This window comes from Symbiopectobacterium sp. Eva_TO (genome assembly GCF_053848865.1).
This window is the reverse complement of the sequence record NZ_JBSPEY010000004.1, coordinates 2,472,075-2,490,687: the sequence shown is the minus strand read 5'-3', so window position 1 is coordinate 2,490,687 and position 18,613 is coordinate 2,472,075. Positions and strand designations below refer to the sequence as shown.

Genomic DNA, 18,613 nt, shown 5'->3' with positions numbered 1-18,613 from the left:
TAACAGAGGAACTCGCATGCCGATTCAGGTTTTGCCTCCCCAACTGGCTAACCAGATTGCCGCCGGAGAAGTGGTGGAACGCCCCGCTTCAGTGGTGAAGGAACTGGTGGAGAACAGTCTCGATGCCGGGGCGACCCGAATTGATATCGATATCGATCGCGGCGGGGCAAAACGTATTCGGATTCGTGATAACGGCACTGGAATTGGCAAAGCCGATCTGGCCTTAGCACTGGCGCGTCATGCAACCAGCAAAATTGCCACGCTGGACGATCTCGAAGCGATTATCAGCCTGGGTTTTCGCGGTGAGGCGCTGGCGAGTATCAGTTCAGTTTCGCGCTTAACGCTGACGTCCCGTACGGCGGAGCAGAATGAAGCGTGGCAAGCCTATGCGGAAGGCCGTGATATGGCGGTGACGGTAAAACCGGCGGCGCATCCGGTGGGTACCACGCTGGAAGTGCTCGATCTGTTCTACAACACCCCTGCGCGGCGCAAATTCATGCGCACAGAAAAGACAGAATTCGCGCATATTGATGAAGTGGTGCGCCGCATCGCGCTGGCGCGCTTCGATGTGACGTTTACCCTTAACCATAATGGTAAAACGATCCGCCAATACCGCGCCGCGCCGGATGCCTCACAGCATGAACGCCGTGTTGGCAGTATTTGTGGGCCGCTGTTTTTGCAACACGCGCTGCGTATTTCGTGGCAGCACGGCGATTTGTCCATCCACGGCTGGGTGGTCGATCCCGAGGGCGCAAAGCAACTGACCGACATGCAGTATTGCTACGTCAATCAACGCATGATGCGCGATCGGCTGATTAATCACGCTATCCGCCAGGCTTACCAAGACAGTTTGCACAGTGAGCAGCAGCCTGCCTACCTGCTGTTTCTTGAAGTGGATCCGCACCAGGTTGACGTCAACGTACACCCGGCGAAGCACGAAGTGCGTTTCCATGAGTCGCGTTTGGTGCACGATTTTATCTATCAGGCGGTGGTGAGCGTATTACAGCAGGCGTCTGAGTTGCCGTTGGCGGCCGTGGCCTCCGATGTGGCAGGAGAAGCCATTGCGTGGCAGCCGGAAAATCGCATCGCTGCAGGGGAAAACCAGTTTGCGCAACCTGCACGGCCGGTGGAGCACGCGCCGCCGAAAGCGGCAGACGTTCCGGCACGCCAGATGAAGGAGAGTGCCCCGGCCTATCAGCCACGCGCTTCTCAAACACAAGGGCGAGGGCCGATGCCCCTTGCTGGCGCACCCTACCAGAAAAAACAGGGTGAGCTTTACCAGACTTTATTAAAACCCGCGTCGATAGCGGAGGCGGTTCAAGACCCCCTCGACACCGCCGTGTCAGCGTCTGTGCCAGATTTGGAACCGGTCAGCGTGGCCCAAGGTTTCGGCCGTCTGTTAACCGTGTTTCCGCCCAGTTTCGCACTGGTGGAGTATCAACACGGGTTGGCGATGGTGTCACTGACGCACGCCGAGCGCTACCTCAAGCGTGCGCAGTTGTTGCCGCAGGAACAAGGGTTACGTCCCCGGCCATTATTGATTCCACAACGTTTGAACGTGGAAAAAAATGAACGCGAAGCGCTGCTGCATCATCAGGCGCTATTGGCGCAGTTTGGTATTGATATCTCGCTGGAGTCCCAGAGGGCGCTACTGCGTGCTGTACCTTTACCATTGTGCCAACAAAATTTACAAAACTTGATCTCTGAACTGTTAGGCTATCTTGCGTTGCAACCTGCGTGCACGCCTGAGCAACTGGCGACCTGGTTGTCGGAACAGCTGCACAGTGACCACGAACGTTGGAGCCAGGCGCAGGCGATACAACTGTTGACGGAAATAGAGCGACTTTGTCCGGAACTGCCGAAACAGCCGCCCGCGTCGCTGTTGCAGCGGGTTAGCGTGGAAGATGCCATTAAGGCTTTGAAAGTATGAGTGAATTATCGAGCGCAATCCTTCCTCCAGCGATTTTTATCATGGGGCCGACAGCGTCAGGAAAAACCGCGCTGGCGATGACGTTGCGACAATCGTTGCCCGTTGAGTTGATTAGTGTGGACTCCGCCCTTATCTATAAAGAAATGGATATCGGCAGCGCCAAACCCAGCGCTGAGGAACTGGCTCAGGCTCCACACCGTTTGATCAATATTCTCGATCCGACGCAGGCTTATTCCGCCGCGGATTTTCGCCGCGATGCGTTGCGGGAGATGGCGGATATTACCGCTGCAGGGCGTATTCCCTTGCTGGTCGGGGGAACCATGCTGTACTTCAAGGCGCTGCTGGAGGGGTTGTCACCGCTGCCGTCAGCCGATATGGCCGTGCGCCAGCACATCGAAGCGCAGGCGCGTGAGCAGGGGTGGGAAGCGCTTCACCGCCAATTGTGTGAGATTGATCCCGTTGCAGCGACTCGGATTCATCCAAATGATCCGCAGAGACTGTGCCGGGCACTGGAAGTTTTTTTCGTTTCAGGTAACACTTTAACAGAGCTGACAAAAACAGCGGGTGAGGCGTTGCCTTACCGTGTGCATCAGTTTGCCATTGCACCGGTAACGCGTGAGCTGTTGCACGAACGCGTCGCGCTGCGTTTTCAGCAGATGCTGGCGGCAGGATTTGAGACGGAAGTCCGTTCGCTCTTTGCCCGGGGCGATTTGCATCAGGATTTGCCGTCTGTTCGTTGCGTTGGTTATCGCCAGATGTGGTCATATTTATCCGGCGAGTGTGATTACGATGAGATGGTGTTCCGTGGTATCTGCGCGACACGTCAGTTGGCGAAACGTCAAATGACCTGGCTGCGCGGGTGGGACGGCGTTCATTGGTTGGACAGTGAAAAACCGCAGGATGCGTTTGAACGTGTGATGGCGGTGGTACAGGCACCTTGATATGCGGGTTTATTATACGCGCATAGTTAGTGCATAGGGTGGCCGATTGTGTACAATTGGCGAGTCTCAGCGCACAATTTTTTTACATCATTATTTTAGAGCCTTGGGGTTCTTTGTTACAAACAACAAGCAAATAAGGAAAATATAGAATGGCTAAGGGGCAATCTTTGCAAGACCCGTTCCTGAACGCGCTGCGTCGCGAACGTGTTCCGGTTTCTATTTATTTGGTGAATGGTATCAAGTTGCAGGGCCAGATCGAGTCTTTCGATCAGTTCGTTATCTTGTTGAAAAACACTGTTAGCCAGATGGTGTATAAGCATGCTATCTCCACCGTGGTGCCGTCTCGTCCGGTTTCTCATCACAGCAATAACCCTGGCACCAGCAACTACCATGGTGGTTCGTCTGCAAATCAGCAGTCGTCGGCGCAGGAAAGTGATGACGCGGAATAACGCTTATTGCGCTTTCACCCCGGTGGGGAGCCTGTACAAATCGCTAGCGCTTGCCACCAGGGTTTTTTTCGTTCGTTTGAGAGGTCGCACGTTTGTTTGACCGTTATGAAGCCGGTGAACGGGCCATATTGGTTCATATTTATTTTTCGCAAGACAAAGATACGGACAATTTGCTGGAGTTTGAATCTCTGGTTTCCTCCGCCGGTATCGAGTCATTGCAGGTGATCACCGGTAGCCGCAAGGCACCGCACTCCAAATATTTTGTGGGTGAAGGCAAGGCGGAAGAAATTGCACAGGCGGTGAAAGCTACCGATGCCTTTGTTGTGTTGTTGAATCATGCGTTGACGCCTGCTCAGGAGCGTAACCTTGAGCGTTTGTGCGAATGCCGTGTTATCGACAGAACCGGATTGATTCTGGATATTTTTGCCCAGCGTGCGCGTACTCACGAGGGGAAATTGCAGGTTGAACTGGCGCAGTTGCGTCACCTTGCCACGCGTCTGGTAAGGGGATGGACGCACCTCGAGCGCCAGAAAGGGGGGATTGGCCTGCGTGGGCCGGGTGAAACCCAGCTCGAAACCGACCGTCGCTTGTTGCGTAACCGTATCAGCCAAATCCTCTCTCGCCTTGAGCGCGTGGAGAAGCAGCGTGAACAAGGGCGTCGAGCCAGAACACGTGCGGGCGTGCCTACGGTTGCGCTGGTGGGCTACACCAACGCCGGAAAATCTACCCTGTTTAACGAAATGACAGCGGCAGGCGTTTATGCTGCCGATCAGCTGTTTGCCACACTGGACCCTACGTTGCGACGGATTAATGTTGTGGATGTTGGGGACACGGTGTTGGCTGACACCGTGGGGTTTATTCGTCACTTGCCGCACGATTTGGTGGCGGCGTTTAAAGCGACATTGCAGGAAACACGTCAGGCGTCGTTGTTGTTACACTTGGTGGATGCTGCCGATCCTCGTATCGACGAGAATATTGCAGCGGTAAACGAAGTGCTGGCAGAAATCGAGGCTGATGAAATTCCTGTGCTGCTCGTGATGAACAAAATCGACATGCTGGACGGTTTCGTTCCGCGTATCGATCGCAACGAAGAGAATGTGCCGGTCAGGGTATGGCTTTCTGCCCAGACGGGTGACGGTATTTCTTTGTTATTTCAGGTATTGACGGAGCGGCTATCAGAGGACATCGCACATTATTCTCTGAGCCTTCCTCCGCAGGCAGGACGCCTTCGTAGTCGTTTTTACCAGCTTCAGGCAATAGAAAAAGAATGGATTGAGGAAGACGGTCGCGTGGGTCTTATCGTGCGTATGCCGATGGTGGACTGGCGTCGTCTTTGCAAACAAGAGCAAGAACTCGCAGATTATGTGGTTTGAGACTGACATGTTGGTCGATCTCGGCATTGTTCTGCGGACTCTGGGATATTGAACCTGAAGAACACCAATCATAAAAGAATGGAGCTAAAACATGGCGTGGAATCAGCCCGGTAATAACGGACAGGACCGCGACCCGTGGGGGAGCAGCAATAATCAAGGCGGCAACTCTGGCGGAAACAATAATAAAGGCGTCCGGGATCAAGGTCCTCCCGATCTGGATGATATCTTCCGCAAGCTGAGCAAAAAGCTGGGCGAACTGGGCGGAAGCAGAAATTCAGGTAATGGCGGCGGCACCTCTGGCAGCGGTCTGGGTGGTCGGGTCGTGGGTATTGTCGCAGTAGCGGCCGTGGTGATTTGGGCCGCGAGCGGCTTTTACACCATCCGAGAAGCCGAGCGCGGCGTAGTGACACGCTTTGGCAAGTTCAGCCACCTGGTAGGTCCAGGTCTGAACTGGAAACCGACATTTATCGACTCTGTTCGTGCGGTAAACGTGGAATCTGTGCGTGAATTGGCCACCTCTGGCGTGATGTTGACGTCGGATGAAAACGTGGTGCGCGTGGAGATGAACGTTCAGTATCGTGTGACGGAGCCTGAGCGCTATCTATTTAGCGTTACCAATGCCGACGACAGTTTGCGTCAGGCGACTGACAGCGCCCTGCGCGGCGTTATCGGTAAATACACCATGGACAAAATCCTCACTGAGGGGCGTTCCATCGTGCGTACTGACACGCAACACGTATTGGAAGAAACCATTCGTCCGTACAACATGGGGTTAACTCTGTTGGACGTTAACTTCCAGGCGGCGCGTCCGCCAGAGGAAGTGAAAGCCGCGTTTGATGACGCTATCGCGGCACGCGAGAACGAACAGCAATACATTCGTGAAGCAGAAGCCTATGCGAACGAAGTGCAGCCGCGTGCGAACGGTCAGGCACAGCGTGTGCTGGAAGAGGCACGTGCTTATCGCGCTCGTATCACGCTTGAAGCGCAGGGTGAAGTGGCGCGTTTCGCCAAGATTCTGCCGGAATACAAAGCCGCGCCAGAAATTACCCGCGAACGTCTCTATATCGAAAGCATGGAGCGCGTACTGGGACATACCCGGAAAGTGTTGGTTAATGACAAAGGCAATAGCCTGATGGTGCTGCCGTTGGATCAACTGATGCGCGGTCAGACAGGCAATGCCAGCGGTAACGCGACCAGTAACACCACGGCTGCGCCGATGCGTCTGCCCTCTGCACCGAACAACAACGGAGCAACCACCGGACAAACCCGTACCAGCACGGGTGGAACCGTCATGGACCAGCGCCGTGCAAACGCGCAGCGTGATTTTGGGAGAGAATAATAATGCGTAAGCCTATCGTTTTTATCCTCGTCCTGGTGCTGATGGCGCTGTATGCCTCAGTGTTCGTGGTGCAGGAAGGCCAGCGCGGCATTGTGATGCGCTTCGGCAAAGTATTGCGCGATGATGAGAACAAGCCTGTTATCTACGTGCCAGGTTTGCAGTTTAAAGTACCGTTTATTGATACCGTGAAGATGCTGGATGCGCGCATTCAGACCATGGAAAACCAGGCCGATCGCTTCATCACCTCGGAGCAGAAAGACCTGATCGTGGATTCGTATATCAAATGGCGTATCAGTGATTTCAGCCGCTACTACCTGGCGACGGGCGGTGGTGACATTTATCAGGCAGAAGTGCTGCTCAAACGTAAGTTTAGCGACCGCTTGCGTTCTGAAATCGGTCGTTTGGACGTGCGCGGTATTGTTACCGATTCCCGCGGCCGACTGATGTTGGATGTGCGTGATGCGCTGAATACCGGTACCGGTGAAACCACCGAAGCTGATAGCGCCATTGCCTCTGCTGCCGCACGCGTGGAGCAAGAGACCAAGGGTGCGCAGCCGCATATCAACCCGAACAGTATGGCGGCTCTCGGTATTGAAGTGATCGATGTGCGTATCAAGCAGATCAACTTGCCGACGGAAGTGTCGGATGCTATCTTCGCCCGTATGCGTGCAGAACGTGAAGCGGTTGCCCGTCGTCACCGTTCTCAAGGTCAGGAACAGGCGGAGAAACTGAAAGCGGCGGCAGATTATTTGGTGACGCGCACTCTGGCTGAAGCGGAACGTGAAGCGCTGATCATGCGCGGTGAAGGGGATGCGGAAGCAGCCCGGCTGTTTGCTAATGCCTTTAGCGAAGACCCGAACTTCTATACCTTTATCCGTAGCCTGCGTGCCTATGAAGCCAGCTTCAACGACAATCAGGACGTGATGGTATTGAGCCCGGATAGCGATTTCTTCCGCTATATGCGTTCGCCAACGACGTCGCTTGCACGCTGATTAGCTTTAACGTTTTTCACCAAAAGCCCGTATGGTTATACGGGCTTAATGATATGGTCACCCCCACTCTGTGAGCGGTACGCTGGCAGGGTGTTTTTCTTTCAGGAGAGGCCATCATGGAAAACGTTACTCTTATTGGTATCGATCTCGGTAAACATTCTTTTCATATTCATTGCCAGGATAAGTCAGGTAAAGCGCTTCTGCGTAAGAAGTTTACGCGCACAAAGCTAATGCAGTTTTTGGCGACGTGCCCGCCCTCGGTTGTTGTTATGGAAGCTTGTGCCGGTGCACACTTTATGGCGCGGCGTATCAATGATAGCGGCCATGAAGCAAAACTTATCTCTCCGCAATTTGTGCGCCCGTTTGTCAAGGGCAATAAAAATGATTTTGTTGATGCAGAGGCGATATGTGAAGCCGCATCCCGGCCGTCAATGCGTTTTGTTCAGCCGAAAACGGAGGTTCAGCAGGCGATGCGAGCACTGCATCGGGTCAGGGAATCTCTTATCAGAGATAAAGTAAAAACCACTAACCAGATCCACGGTTTTCTGCTGGAGTTTGGGATAAGCCTGCCAATCGGCGAGGCGGTAATAAAGCGACTGTCTCTGGTGCTGGCTGAGCACGAAATCCCCGCATACCTGAGCCGTCTGCTGATGAAGTTACATGCCCACTATCTTTACCTTGTCGAGCAAATAACAGCGCTGGAATCAGAATTAAATCAGTCAATCAAAGCTGATGATACTGCACAGCGAATTATGACAATTCCAGGCGTCGGTCCGATTACTGCCAGCTTACTTTCATCACAGTTCGGCGATGGAAAACAATTTTCATGTAGCAGGGATTTTGCGGCTTCCACAGGGCTTGTACCGCGACAATACAGCACAGGAGGCAAACCGACTCTGCTGGGGATAAGCAAACGAGGTGATAAAAATTTACGCAAACTTCTGGTTCAATGTGCCCGCTCGTTCATGATGCGACTTGAATATCAGCAGGGCAGGCTTGCTGAATGGGTTCGGGGGCAACTCGATAACAAACATTCAAATATTGTCGCCTGTGCTCTGGCAAACAAACTGGCGCGAATAGCCTGGTCAATCACAACTAATCACAATGAATATCAGGCCTGATGTTATACTCGTAATCATTGAAGATGCTTGATTTTCCATGAACAATACCCATTTCATGGTTATGAACATTCATCCCACTGAAGAGCAGAAAAAAAAGTTAAGGAATCTTCACCAAACAAGTCGTGACCATCATGTGTAGTGGTCAACTAATATTGGCCACCGCATTAGACTGTATGTAGAACAGTCGCTCAGATTCGTTTGGAGTTAAGCCGCCGTTATACCAGTGAGGCCGGATAGCGCTGTAATACCCCGTGATGTAGCGGATAATCGCGTCCTGGGCTTCGCTGAAGCTGTTGTAACCCTTTGTCGGCACCCATTCTGTCTTCAGGCTGCGGAAGAACCGCTCCATTGGCGCATTATCCCAGCAGTTACCCCGCCGACTCATACTCTGCTTTATCCGGCAGCGCCACAGGGCTTGCCGGTATTGACGGCTGGTATAGTGGCTGCCCTGGTCGCTGTGGAACATGACTCCTGTTGGTTGTCCCCGGAGTTCCCAGGCCATCTGCAACGCTTTAACTGTCAGCGCCGAGTCCGGCGACGTCGACATGGCCCAGCCCACCGGTTTGCGGGCGAACAGATCTAGCACCACCGCAAGGTAAGCCCAGCATTTGCCCGTCCAGATGTAGGTCACATCGCCGCACCAGACCTGATCCGGCGCGGTAACCGCGAACTGGCGGTTGAGATAGTTCGGTATTTCAACGTGTTCATTGCCGCCGCGTTTGTATTTGTGAGCCGGTCGCTGGCAGCTGGCGATACCCAGCTCCTTCATCAGCTTGCCAGCCAGCCAGCGCCCCATTTTGACACCGGAGCTGCCGGTGACGATGGTCGCGATACTTCGAGCGCCGGCAGAGCCGCCGCTGGCGTTCCAGGCTTCCATGACGCGGCTACACTTAACCACGCGCTCACCGTCGGGTTCATTAGCGGAAGCCTGCCAGTGCCTGTAGCTGCTGCGATGTACCTCAAAAGTTTGGCACAACGCCGTGACCGGGTATCGCGCCCTCAGCCTGTCGACTACCGTGAACCGTTGAGTGAGTCCGACATTAAGAGCGCCGTAGCCTTTTTTAGGATTTCGTTCTCCATTTCAAGGCATTGGACTTTTTTCTTCATCTCACGCAGCTCGAGCTGTTCAGGGGTAAGAGGAAGTCCCGTTGGCGTTTTTCCCTGTCGTTCAAGGCGAAGCTTATTGACCCAGCGACTAATGGCAGAATGGCTGACATTAACCGCCTCTGCGGCCTTAACGTATGTGTAGCCGTGGTCGACAACCAGCTTTGCGGCTTCGAGCTTAAATTCCGCCGTAAAATGTTTACCCATGAGGTCACCTGTCGTGTTGATGAGGTGAGCATATCACCTCCGCTCAGGTGGCCAGTATCAGTGTGCCACTACAGTGCATTACACAGCGGGACGGGAAAAGTCAGCTATGTTGGAGGAAACAGTAAAAGTTCGTGTTTTTTATCAGTATGTTAGAGCATCTGAGAACAACGTACAGACGGGCAAAAACGCTCACGCTGATAGTTGATAACTACATTATTCACAAAAGCCGGGAGACGCAGCGCTGGCTGGAAGAAAACCCGAAATTCAGGGTTATTTATCAGCCGGTGTACTCACCATGGGTAAATCATGTAGAGCGGTTATGGCAGGCGTTGCATGAAACCATTACCCGCAATCATCAATGCTGTTCAATGTGGCAGTTACTGAACAAGGTTCGCCGCTTCATGGAAACCGTCAGCCCGTTTCCCAGTGGAAAACATGGACAGGCAAAAGTGTAGCGGTATTAGGAACAGCTATTTAGATGAAACTGGCCAGCATTTAATGACCATCCCTGGTGTTGGACCGATAACAGCCAGCGTTTTGTCATCACAGTTAGGCGATGGCAAGCAATATGAAAACAGTCGTAATTTTGCCGCTTCCACCGGTCTTGTACCCCGCCAATACAATACTGGAGGGAAGAATACTCGGCTGGGTATTAGCAAGCGTGGAGATAAAAACCTTCGCCGATTGCTTGTTCAATGTGCGCGGGTATTTATCCTAAGAATTGACCATCAATCAGGGAGATTAGCTGATTGGGTAAGGTCTCAGTTGGGCAGGAAACATTCTTGCGTTGTGTGCTGTGCATTAGCAAATAAATTAGCTCGAATAGCTTGGGCAATAACGACACGAAATACCGTGTTTGAACAGTAATGCTGGTCTAACAGTCAGCAATTTAACGAAGTTACCCATCTGGTTTTGCGAAGACTGATTATTGATGACATGAACGGCCTGACGGCCTGATATAAAACCAAAAAATGAAAATGGCTCAATGAAGCCGATGGCCTTTTTAGGAATATCAGGTGCGAAACTCATCGTGGCGCGGGCATCCTTGGCCATAAAGACGCCGGATAGATTTAAGCAAGCCCACCATTAATCAAAGATCAGTGTTGCAAAAATGGGGGTGACCATAGATTTGTCGGCTTTGCTCACTTCCGCCGGTGGCGCTGGCAGCTCGCGAATCATCACTCTCACTTCATAGTTTTTGTTCTCCGCCTGTGGGGCATTGGCAATCAGCTTACCAAGCGCTTCTGCGGGCTGGTGGGTTTGCATCGACGCCTCGTACAGCGGTGGTACAGGGGGCGGAGGCGAGAGTTCGCCTTTGGCAAAGTGAGGGGCACCTATAGGCAGTGGCCGTGGTGTGTCTGGTGCGGCCTGCGCTATCCAAGAGAGCCCTAACAGCAGGGCAAGCAAAAGAGTAGGGTGCGGGTGCGTTATGTTCATAAAAGACCTTTCTCGCTGGCTGAATTCAGGCCTTATCAAAGCCGCTCTGGCAGGGAGGCGCAATGTGTTTTACCCAGTTTTATGCTGCGATAACGCTTCACTTACACTCCTGTCATTTTGCGATCGTCTGGCAATGAGAGGCGCATAAGCCTTTTCCTGTGTCATTGAGAACCCTGTGCTGTGGCGTTATACTGCGCGCCTCAAAGAGACCGTGAACAGGCTGCGAATAAGCCGCGTAGCGCTGTGGTGTCGCCCTTTTTTAAAACGAGTGATGTGTATGATGAAACATACTGTGGACGTCATGATTGCCGAAGCGGACGTTCGCGCGCGTGTGAGCGCATTAGGTCAGGAAATCAGCCAGCACTATCGTGGCAGTGACAGCGATCTGGTGTTAGTCGGGCTGCTGCACGGTTCGTTTATTTTCATGGCCGATTTATGCCGTGCTATCGATGTCTCCCACGAAGTGGACTTTATGACGGCATCCAGCTACGGCAGCGGTACCAGTTCTACGCGAGACGTCAAGATCCTCAAAGATCTGGATGAAGACATCCGTGGTAAACATGTGCTGATCGTGGAAGACATCATCGATTCCGGAAACACCCTGAGCAAAGTACGCGAAATTCTGCGTCTGCGTGAGCCTGAGTCGCTGGCTATCTGTACGCTGCTGGATAAGCCGGAGCGTCGGGAAGTTGATGTGAAAGTGGAGTGGGTCGGTTTTTCTATTCCTGACGAATTTGTGGTGGGATACGGCATCGACTACGCACAGCACTATCGGCATTTGCCTTATATTGGCAAGGTGATTCCGCAGGAATAAGTTGTCGCGCCAGATAGAGGGGCAATAAGGTGCCCCTATAAAATCATATCAGGGAAGAGATGGCGCGGCGATAGCGCTGTTCCAGCGTTTCGCGGCTAGTAGCGGTAACTTCCAGATCGCTTAACAAACCGTCCTTGATGCCATACACCCAGCCGTGAATCGTGACCTTTTGGCCTCGCTTCCAGGCGGATTGCATGATGGTGGAGTGGCCCAGGTTGTAGACTTGTTCTACAACATTGATTTCACAAAGTTTGTTAAAGCGCTCTTCGGGCGGCAATTCTCCCAACAGCGAGCTATGCTTGTACCACAAATCACGGATGTGCAGCAGCCAGTTGTTGATAAGCCCCAATTCAGTGTTTTCTACCGCCGCCTGCACGCCGCCGCAACCGTAATGCCCACAAATGATGATGTGTTCGACTTCGAGCACTTCAACGGCATACTGCACCACGGAAAGGCAGTTTAAATCGGTATGGATAACCAGGTTTGCCACATTGCGGTGAACGAACAGTTCGCCGGGTGCAAGGCTGGTCAGGCTTTCAGCGGGTACGCGACTGTCAGAGCAGCCAATCCACAAAAAACGGGGTTTTTGTGCCAACGCCAGGCGTTCAAAGTAACCCGGATCTTCTTCAACCATGGTGTTGGACCAACGCTGGTTGTTGGCGATGAGCGTTTCAATATCTTTCATGAAAGTAAATGGCCTGTGACAAAAAAAGGGCAGTGAAAGGTAATATAAGGCAAGCGTGAATGTTTTAAAATCGAAACTGAGTCACTCATTGATAATAGGGCTAGTTAACTTGTTATGACATATGCACTGGAACTGGAGAAACTGACCAAAACGTACCCAGGGGGCGTCAAGGCAGTGCGCGGTATCGATCTGCGCGTGGAGGCTGGGGATTTTTATGCGCTGCTGGGACTGAACGGCGCAGGGAAATCGACCACGATTGGTATCATCAGCTCACTGGTAAACAAATCTTCCGGTAAGGTGCGCGTTTTCGGCTACGATTTGGAGCGCGATATCGTTAACGCCAAGCGCCAACTCGGGCTGGTGCCTCAAGAGTTTAACTTCAACCCGTTTGAAACGGTGCTGCAAATCGTTACCCATAAGGCCGGGTACTATGGTGTGTCGCGCCAGGACGCCCTGCAACGGGCGGAGAAATATCTCAAGCAGCTCGATCTGTGAGAAACGTCAGGAAAAGGCACGCATGCTTTCCGATGGGATGAAGCGCCGTTTGATGATTGCGCGCGCCCTGATGCATGAACCCAAACTGTTGATCCTTGATGAGCCAACTGTAGTGGCACACTGATACTGGCCACCTGATCGGAGGTGATATGCTCACCTCATCAACACGACAGGTGACCTCATGGGTAAACATTTTACGGCGGAATTTAAGCTCGAAGCCGCAAAGCTGGTTGTCGACCACGGCTACACATACGTTAAGGCCGCAGAGGCGGTTAATGTCAGCCATTCTGCCATTAGTCGCTGGGTCAATAAGCTTCGCCTTGAACGACAGGGAAAAACGCCAACGGGACTTCCTCTTACCCCTGAACAGCTCGAGCTGCGTGAGATGAAGAAAAAAGTCCAATGCCTTGAAATGGAGAACGAAATCCTAAAAAAGGCTACGGCGCTCTTAATGTCGGACTCACTCAACGGTTCACGGTAGTCGACAGGCTGAGGGCGCGATACCCGGTCACGGCGTTGTGCCAAACTTTTGAGGTACATCGCAGCAGCTACAGGCACTGGCAGGCTTCCGCTAATGAACCCGACGGTGAGCGCGTGGTTAAGTGTAGCCGCGTCATGGAAGCCTGGAACGCCAGCGGCGGCTCTGCCGGCGCTCGAAGTATCGCGACCATCGTCACCGGCAGCTCCGGTGTCAAAATGGGGCGCTGGCTGGCTGGCAAGCTGATGAAGGAGCTGGGTATCGCCAGCTGCCAGCGACCGGCTCACAAATACAAACGCGGCGGCAATGAACTCGTTGAAATACCGAACTATCTCAACCGCCAGTTCGCGGTTACCGCGCCGGATCAGGTCTGGTGCGGCGATGTGACCTACATCTGGACGGGCAAATGCTGGGCTTACCTTGCGGTGGTGCTAGATCTGTTCGCCCGCAAACCGGTGGGCTGGGCCATGTCGACGTCGCCGGACTCGGCGCTGACAGTTAAAGCGTTGCAGATGGCCTGGGAACTCCGGGGACAACCAACAGGAGTCATGTTCCACAGCGACCAGGGCAGCCACTATACCAGCCGTCAATACCGGCAAGCCCTGTGGCGCTGCCGGATAAAGCAGAGTATGAGTCGGCGGGGTAACTGCTGGGATAATGCGCCAATGGAGCGGTTCTTCCGCAGCCTGAAGACAGAATGGGTGCCGACAAAGGGTTACAACAGCTTCAGCGAAGCCCAGGACGCGATTATCCGCTACATCACGGGGTATTACAGCGCTATCCGGCCTCACTGGTATAACGGCGGCTTAACTCCAAACGAATCTGAGCGACTGTTCTACATACAGTCTAATGCGGTGGCCAATATTAGTTGACCACTACACCTAAAACGTCTTGAAGAAGAGGGCTACATCCGTGCTCGCGTTGCGCTGCTGGATAACGAACGTCTGGGGCTTGGGTTGACGGCTTTTGTGTTATTAAAAACGCAGCAACACAACAGTGCCTGGTATGAAAAATTTTCCCAGGTGGTGTCGGATATGCCCGAAGTATTGTCATTTTATCGCATGGCGGGAGAGTACGATTACCTGATGCAGGTTCAGGTCGCCTACATGAAAAGCTATGATAATTTTTACAAACGTCTGGTCAGCGGCATTCCTGGCCTGATTGATGTGACCTCCAGCTTTGCCATGGAGCGGATAAAGCACACCACCGCACTCCCGATCGTGCCATGATGGATCTCCTCTCTGAGATTCTGCTTTCGGGCCAGAGCAAGCGCTGTTCAAAACGTTAAGGTTTTGTCCTGCAACCCGAATTATTTCGGGTATAAATGATGACGCGCATAAGCTTTCTGTATAATGGCCCTGTGATGTTTCGCAGCCCTTTCTGAAAAATGGAATAACAACAGCGTGCGACTTTTTGCTCAATTGGCCTGGTATTTTCGTCGAGAATGGCGGCGATACCTCGGGGCCGTGGTTCTTCTTATTATCATCGCCATCCTGCAACTGCTACCACCCAAGCTGGTTGGGGTGATTGTGGATGGTGTTACGCGCGACGTGATGCCCGCGGCGACGGTGATGAAATGGATCGGCGTGATGCTGCTGATCGCGGTTATGGTGTATCTGTTGCGCTATGTGTGGCGCATCTTTTTGTTTGGTGCTTCATACCAGTTGGCTGTGGAGTTGCGCGACGATTTCTACCGCCAGTTGAGCCGCCAGCATCCTGCCTTTTATCTGCGCCATCGCACCGGCGATCTGATTGCTCGAGCAACCAACGATGTCGATCGTGTGGTGTTTGCTGCTGGTGAAGGCGTGTTGACGCTGGTGGATTCCATGGTAATGGGATGTGCGGTGTTGGTGGTGATGAGTACCCAAATCAGTTGGCAGCTTACGCTGTTGGCGCTGTTGCCGATGCCCATCATGGCGTTGGTGATCAAACACTATGGTACGCAGTTGCATCAGCGTTTTAAGGGTGCACAGGCGGCATTCTCTTCGCTTAACGATCAGGCGCAAGAAAGCCTGACCAGCATTCGCATGATTAAGGCCTTTGGGTTGGAGGATTATCAGTCGAACCGGTTTGCGGCAGTGGCTGAGGATGCGGGGCAAAAAAACATGCACGTGGCCCGAGTAGATGCGCGTTTCGATCCGACGATTTATATCGCTGTCGGTTTCTCGCATTTGCTTGCCGTTGGCGGCGGCAGTTGGATGATTATTCAGGGGACGTTGACGTTAGGGCAACTGACCAGTTTCGTGATGTATCTGGGCCTGATGATTTGGCCGATGCTGGCGCTGGCATGGATGTTCAACATCGTGGAGCTCGGGAGTGCGGCTTATGGGCGTATTCGCCAACTGTTGAATGAAGTACCGGTGGTGGCAGACGGCGATGCATTTCTGCCTCAGGGCCGCGGTAGCCTTGATGTTGATATTCGCGCCTTTGCTTATCCGCAACAATCGCGCCCGGTACTTGACCGGGTGGCGTTCTCGCTTGCACCGGGCAACATGCTGGGACTGTGTGGCCCCACCGGTTCCGGTAAAAGCACGCTGTTGGCCTTGATCCTGCGCCATTACGATCTCGATGACGGCGAGATTCGCTTTCATGGGCTTCCGCTTGCGACGCTGAATCTGGATAGCCTTCGCCAACGTTTTGCGGTGGTCGGGCAAACGCCCTTTTTATTCTCCGACACCGTGGCGAACAATATTGCACTCGGGAACCCCAGCGCCACGCTGGCGCAGATTCAACATGCTGCGCGTCTGGCCAGCGTCCATGACGACATTACGCGCTTACCACAAGGTTATGAAACCCAAGTGGGGGAACGCGGCGTGATGCTCTCCGGTGGACAAAAACAGCGTATTGCCATTGCGCGCGCGCTGCTGTTGGACGCGGAGATATTGGTTCTTGATGATGCGCTCTCGGCGGTTGATGGGCGCACTGAGCACCATATTCTGCAAAACCTGAAACGTTGGGGAGAAAAACGCACCCTGATTATCAGCGCGCACCGGCTTTCGGCCCTCACTGAAGCCGACGAAATTCTGGTTTTACAGCAGGGTAGCGTGGCGCAGCGCGGTAGCCACGGCGCATTAGCGTCGCAAGTCGGATGGTATCGCGACATGTTTCGCTATCAGCAGTTAGAGGCGGCGCTGGATGAAGAGCCGGTCAAGGGAGAGATGACAATTGACTAACGCAAAGCGGTTATGGCCGACGTTAAAGCGGCTATTGGCGTATGGTTCCCCCTGGCGGAAATCCCTGATGTTGGGCGTGGTGATGCTCTGGATGGCGGCCGCTGCCGAAGTGGCTGGGCCCGCACTGGTAAGCTATTTCATCGATAACCTGGTGGCAAAAGGCAATGTTCCTCTGGCTCTGGCAGGGGGCTTGGCGGCGGTTTATATCCTGCTGCAATTGTCCGCCGCACTATTGCATTACGTGCAATCGCTGTTGTTCAACCGCGTTGCGGTAGGGGTGGTGCAACAATTGCGTATTGATGTGATGGATGCTGCGTTGCGTCAACCGCTGAGTACCTTTGATACGCAGCCGGTGGGACAACTGATTTCCCGTGTTACCAACGATACCGAGGTGGTGCGCGATCTGTATGTCACCGTGGTTTCCACCGTGCTGCGCAGCACGGCGCTGATCGGTGCCATGCTGGTAGCCATGTTTACACTCGATTGGCGCATGGCGCTGATTGCCGTGATGATCTTCCCTGCAGTGGCTATTGTGATGGCGATCTATCAGCATTTCAGTACGCCGATTGTGCGGCGTCTGCGCCGTTATCTGGCAGATATTAACGATCGTTTTAATGAAGCGATCTCGGGGATGTCCGTGATCCAGCAATTTCGCCAACAGTCGCGATTTGGTGAGAAGCTGGGTGCTTCAAGCCGTGCGCATTTTCAGGCGCGGATGCAGACGCTGCGTCTGGATGGCGTGCTGTTGCGTCCGCTATTGAGCATGTTTTCCGCTATGGTGCTGTGTGGGCTGTTGATTCAGTTTGGTTTTAGTTCGGTGGGAACGGTAGGCGTTGGCGTGCTCTATGCCTTTATCAGCTATCTGGGGCGTCTTAACGAGCCGCTGATTGCGCTGACCACCCAGCAGTCCATGTTGCAGCAGGCTGTGGTGGCCGGTGAGCGTATCTTTGAACTGATGGATGCGGTGCAGCAGTCCTACGGCTATGATTCACGTCCGTTAGCGGCGGGCAGCATTGAGATGGACAACGTTTCTTTTGCCTATCGGGATAATCAGCGCGTCCTGAACCATATCAGCGTTCAGGTGCCGGCGCGCGGCTTTGTGGCTCTGGTGGGGCACACCGGCAGCGGCAAGAGTACGTTAGCGAGTTTGCTGATGGGGTATTATCAGCCGGATGAAGGGATTATTCGATTGGATGACCGTCCGCTGACGTCGCTATCCCATCAGGCATTACGACAAAATGTCGCAATGGTGCAACAAGACCCCATGGTACTGGCTGATTCACTTTATGCCAACGTTACGCTGGGGCGTGATATTCCTGAAGATGAAGTGTGGCGCGTGCTGGAGATTGTACAACTCACGGCGCTGGCAACGGCACTGCCCGAAGGAATACATAGCACCATTGGCGAGCAAGGCAATACGCTTTCTGTGGGACAGAAGCAGCTTCTTTCTCTGGCCCGTGTGCTGGTGAAACCGCCCAAAATACTGATTCTCGACGAGGCGACGGCCAACATTGATTCCGGTACCGAGCAAGCGGTTCAGCGCGCATTGCGTCTTATCCGTCGCCACACCACGTTGGTGGTGATTGCGCACCGTCTTTCCACTGTGGTCGAGGCTGATAACATATTGGTGCTACATCATGGTGAAACGGTGGAGCAGGGTACGCACGAGCAATTATTGCAACGTCGGGGGCGTTACTACCAGATGTATCAACTGCAACTGGCGGGGTAGGAACTGGCTGCCAGCGAGGATGAACCCATTTCTGCCATCTGACCACGGGCACACTGCCTGTTGCGCTGGATTTTTATCCGCGCACCATCAACAGGCAGATGATTTTCATTTTTCCGTCCTATGCACCGCAATTACGCGCAATGCACCAAATTGATGCATTGCGTGTGCGCAACATCACATCTTTATCGACTTTGTTGAATAAATCAGAACTTGTAACGACTGTGCCCCAGGTCGATTGTTACGTGATGCGAATACTGTTCGGCATTCCTAATAGCGTGATCCGGTTAAGCGCTTTGACCATCGCCATGGCTTCACCCACCTGAGCACATATCGTTATACACATCTT

At 53.3% G+C, this 18,613-nt stretch carries 15 protein-coding genes and 4 pseudogenes; 15 read left to right on the top strand and 4 right to left on the bottom strand.

The window, feature by feature from the left end:
- The first annotated feature begins 16 nt into the window (after positions 1 to 16).
- The 7 genes from mutL (at position 17) to ACWWJF_RS15085 (ending at position 8,145) form a co-directional block, all read left to right on the top strand.
- The gene (gene mutL, locus ACWWJF_RS15115) at positions 17 to 1,930 is read left to right on the top strand and encodes a DNA mismatch repair endonuclease MutL (protein WP_455869896.1); all 1,914 of its coding nucleotides are present in this window, start codon (positions 17 to 19) and stop codon (positions 1,928 to 1,930) included.
- On the top strand, positions 1,927 to 2,871 hold the full coding sequence (gene miaA / locus ACWWJF_RS15110; protein WP_455869895.1) for a tRNA (adenosine(37)-N6)-dimethylallyltransferase MiaA: 945 nt from the start codon (positions 1,927 to 1,929) through the stop codon (positions 2,869 to 2,871). Before mutL ends, miaA begins: the two co-directional genes overlap by 4 nt.
- Before the next feature lie 149 nt (positions 2,872 to 3,020).
- Positions 3,021 to 3,320: an RNA chaperone Hfq gene (gene hfq, locus ACWWJF_RS15105; protein ID WP_252321358.1), complete on the top strand. Its 300-nt coding sequence runs from the start codon at positions 3,021 to 3,023 to the stop codon at positions 3,318 to 3,320.
- Positions 3,321 to 3,412: 92 nt separating this feature from the next.
- Positions 3,413 to 4,693 carry a ribosome rescue GTPase HflX gene (gene hflX / locus ACWWJF_RS15100; RefSeq protein WP_455869894.1) on the top strand — a complete coding sequence of 427 codons (1,281 nt, stop codon included), beginning with the start codon at positions 3,413 to 3,415 and terminating at the stop codon, positions 4,691 to 4,693.
- A 91-nt stretch (positions 4,694 to 4,784) separates the two neighbouring features.
- Positions 4,785 to 6,032, top strand: coding sequence for an FtsH protease activity modulator HflK (gene hflK, locus ACWWJF_RS15095; protein WP_455869893.1), 1,248 nt, complete (start codon positions 4,785 to 4,787; stop codon positions 6,030 to 6,032).
- 2 nt (positions 6,033 to 6,034) lie between these two features.
- Entirely contained in the window at positions 6,035 to 7,024 is a 990-nt protein-coding gene (gene hflC / locus ACWWJF_RS15090; protein ID WP_455869892.1) for a protease modulator HflC, read from the top strand.
- 116 nt (positions 7,025 to 7,140) lie between these two features.
- A complete protein-coding gene (locus ACWWJF_RS15085; RefSeq protein ID WP_455869464.1) occupies positions 7,141 to 8,145 on the top strand; it encodes an IS110 family RNA-guided transposase in 1,005 nt (334 codons plus the stop codon).
- Between the two features lie 142 nt (positions 8,146 to 8,287).
- Here ACWWJF_RS15085 and ACWWJF_RS15080 read toward each other — a convergent pair.
- Positions 8,288 to 9,456, bottom strand: a protein-coding gene (locus ACWWJF_RS15080; RefSeq protein WP_455868400.1) for an IS3 family transposase whose coding sequence is annotated in 2 segments (ribosomal slippage) — positions 8,288 to 9,201 and positions 9,201 to 9,456 — 1,170 coding nt in all. Because the reading frame shifts where the segments join, the coding sequence is not laid out codon by codon here.
- A 75-nt stretch (positions 9,457 to 9,531) separates the two neighbouring features.
- On the opposite strand from ACWWJF_RS15080, the pseudogene ACWWJF_RS15075 reads away from it, so the two are divergent.
- Positions 9,532 to 9,911: pseudogene (locus tag ACWWJF_RS15075) on the top strand (IS630 family transposase); the annotation flags it as partial.
- A gap of 22 nt (positions 9,912 to 9,933) precedes the next feature.
- A pseudogene (locus ACWWJF_RS15070) lies at positions 9,934 to 10,323 on the top strand (transposase); the annotation flags it as partial.
- Here the strand turns inward: ACWWJF_RS15070 and ACWWJF_RS15065 are convergent.
- A complete protein-coding gene (locus ACWWJF_RS15065; RefSeq protein ID WP_455868475.1) occupies positions 10,270 to 10,509 on the bottom strand; it encodes a hypothetical protein in 240 nt (79 codons plus the stop codon). The pseudogene ACWWJF_RS15070 and the gene ACWWJF_RS15065 sit on opposite strands and share 54 nt — an antisense overlap.
- Positions 10,510 to 10,542: 33 nt before the next feature.
- Positions 10,543 to 10,893, bottom strand: a complete 351-nt coding sequence (locus ACWWJF_RS15060) for a hypothetical protein (protein WP_455869891.1) — start codon at positions 10,891 to 10,893, stop codon at positions 10,543 to 10,545.
- Between the two features lie 277 nt (positions 10,894 to 11,170).
- On the opposite strand from ACWWJF_RS15060, the gene hpt reads away from it, so the two are divergent.
- Entirely contained in the window at positions 11,171 to 11,707 is a 537-nt protein-coding gene (gene hpt / locus ACWWJF_RS15055) for a hypoxanthine phosphoribosyltransferase (protein ID WP_455869890.1), read from the top strand.
- Positions 11,708 to 11,750: 43 nt separating this feature from the next.
- Here hpt and can read toward each other — a convergent pair whose 3' ends face one another.
- The gene (gene can / locus ACWWJF_RS15050; RefSeq protein ID WP_455869889.1) at positions 11,751 to 12,392 is read right to left on the bottom strand and encodes a carbonate dehydratase; all 642 of its coding nucleotides are present in this window, start codon (positions 12,390 to 12,392) and stop codon (positions 11,751 to 11,753) included.
- 114 nt (positions 12,393 to 12,506) lie between these two features.
- On the opposite strand from can, the pseudogene ACWWJF_RS15045 reads away from it, so the two are divergent.
- From ACWWJF_RS15045 to ACWWJF_RS15025, 5 genes and pseudogenes are all read left to right on the top strand, one after another.
- Positions 12,507 to 12,996 (top strand): annotated as a pseudogene (locus ACWWJF_RS15045) (ABC transporter ATP-binding protein); the annotation flags it as partial.
- Positions 12,997 to 13,068: 72 nt separating this feature from the next.
- Positions 13,069 to 14,237, top strand: a protein-coding gene (locus tag ACWWJF_RS15040; protein ID WP_455868696.1) for an IS3 family transposase whose coding sequence is annotated in 2 segments (ribosomal slippage) — positions 13,069 to 13,324 and positions 13,324 to 14,237 — 1,170 coding nt in all. Because the reading frame shifts where the segments join, the coding sequence is not laid out codon by codon here.
- A gap of 9 nt (positions 14,238 to 14,246) precedes the next feature.
- Positions 14,247 to 14,594 (top strand): annotated as a pseudogene (locus ACWWJF_RS15035) (Lrp/AsnC family transcriptional regulator); the annotation flags it as partial.
- 174 nt (positions 14,595 to 14,768) lie between these two features.
- Positions 14,769 to 16,538, top strand: coding sequence for a SmdA family multidrug ABC transporter permease/ATP-binding protein (locus ACWWJF_RS15030; RefSeq protein WP_455869888.1), 1,770 nt, complete (start codon positions 14,769 to 14,771; stop codon positions 16,536 to 16,538).
- Positions 16,531 to 18,267, top strand: a complete 1,737-nt coding sequence (locus tag ACWWJF_RS15025) for a SmdB family multidrug efflux ABC transporter permease/ATP-binding protein (RefSeq protein ID WP_455869887.1) — start codon at positions 16,531 to 16,533, stop codon at positions 18,265 to 18,267. Before ACWWJF_RS15030 ends, ACWWJF_RS15025 begins: the two co-directional genes overlap by 8 nt.
- Positions 18,268 to 18,613 lie beyond the last annotated feature (346 nt).

Bases quoted from the DNA above. Each gene is read 5' to 3' on its own strand.
- ACWWJF_RS15085 (WP_455869464.1), top strand. From the start codon at position 7,141: ATGGAAAACGTTACTCTTATTGGTATCGATCTCGGTAAACATTCTTTT.
- hfq (WP_252321358.1), top strand. From the start codon at position 3,021: ATGGCTAAGGGGCAATCTTTGCAAGACCCGTTCCTGAACGCGCTGCGT.
- miaA (WP_455869895.1), top strand. From the start codon at position 1,927: ATGAGTGAATTATCGAGCGCAATCCTTCCTCCAGCGATTTTTATCATG.
- mutL (WP_455869896.1), top strand. From the start codon at position 17: ATGCCGATTCAGGTTTTGCCTCCCCAACTGGCTAACCAGATTGCCGCC.
- hpt (WP_455869890.1), top strand. From the start codon at position 11,171: ATGATGAAACATACTGTGGACGTCATGATTGCCGAAGCGGACGTTCGC.
- can (WP_455869889.1), bottom strand. From the start codon at position 12,392: ATGAAAGATATTGAAACGCTCATCGCCAACAACCAGCGTTGGTCCAAC.
- ACWWJF_RS15065 (WP_455868475.1), bottom strand. From the start codon at position 10,509: ATGGCCAAGGATGCCCGCGCCACGATGAGTTTCGCACCTGATATTCCT.
- ACWWJF_RS15060 (WP_455869891.1), bottom strand. From the start codon at position 10,893: ATGAACATAACGCACCCGCACCCTACTCTTTTGCTTGCCCTGCTGTTA.
- hflK (WP_455869893.1), top strand. From the start codon at position 4,785: ATGGCGTGGAATCAGCCCGGTAATAACGGACAGGACCGCGACCCGTGG.
- hflC (WP_455869892.1), top strand. From the start codon at position 6,035: ATGCGTAAGCCTATCGTTTTTATCCTCGTCCTGGTGCTGATGGCGCTG.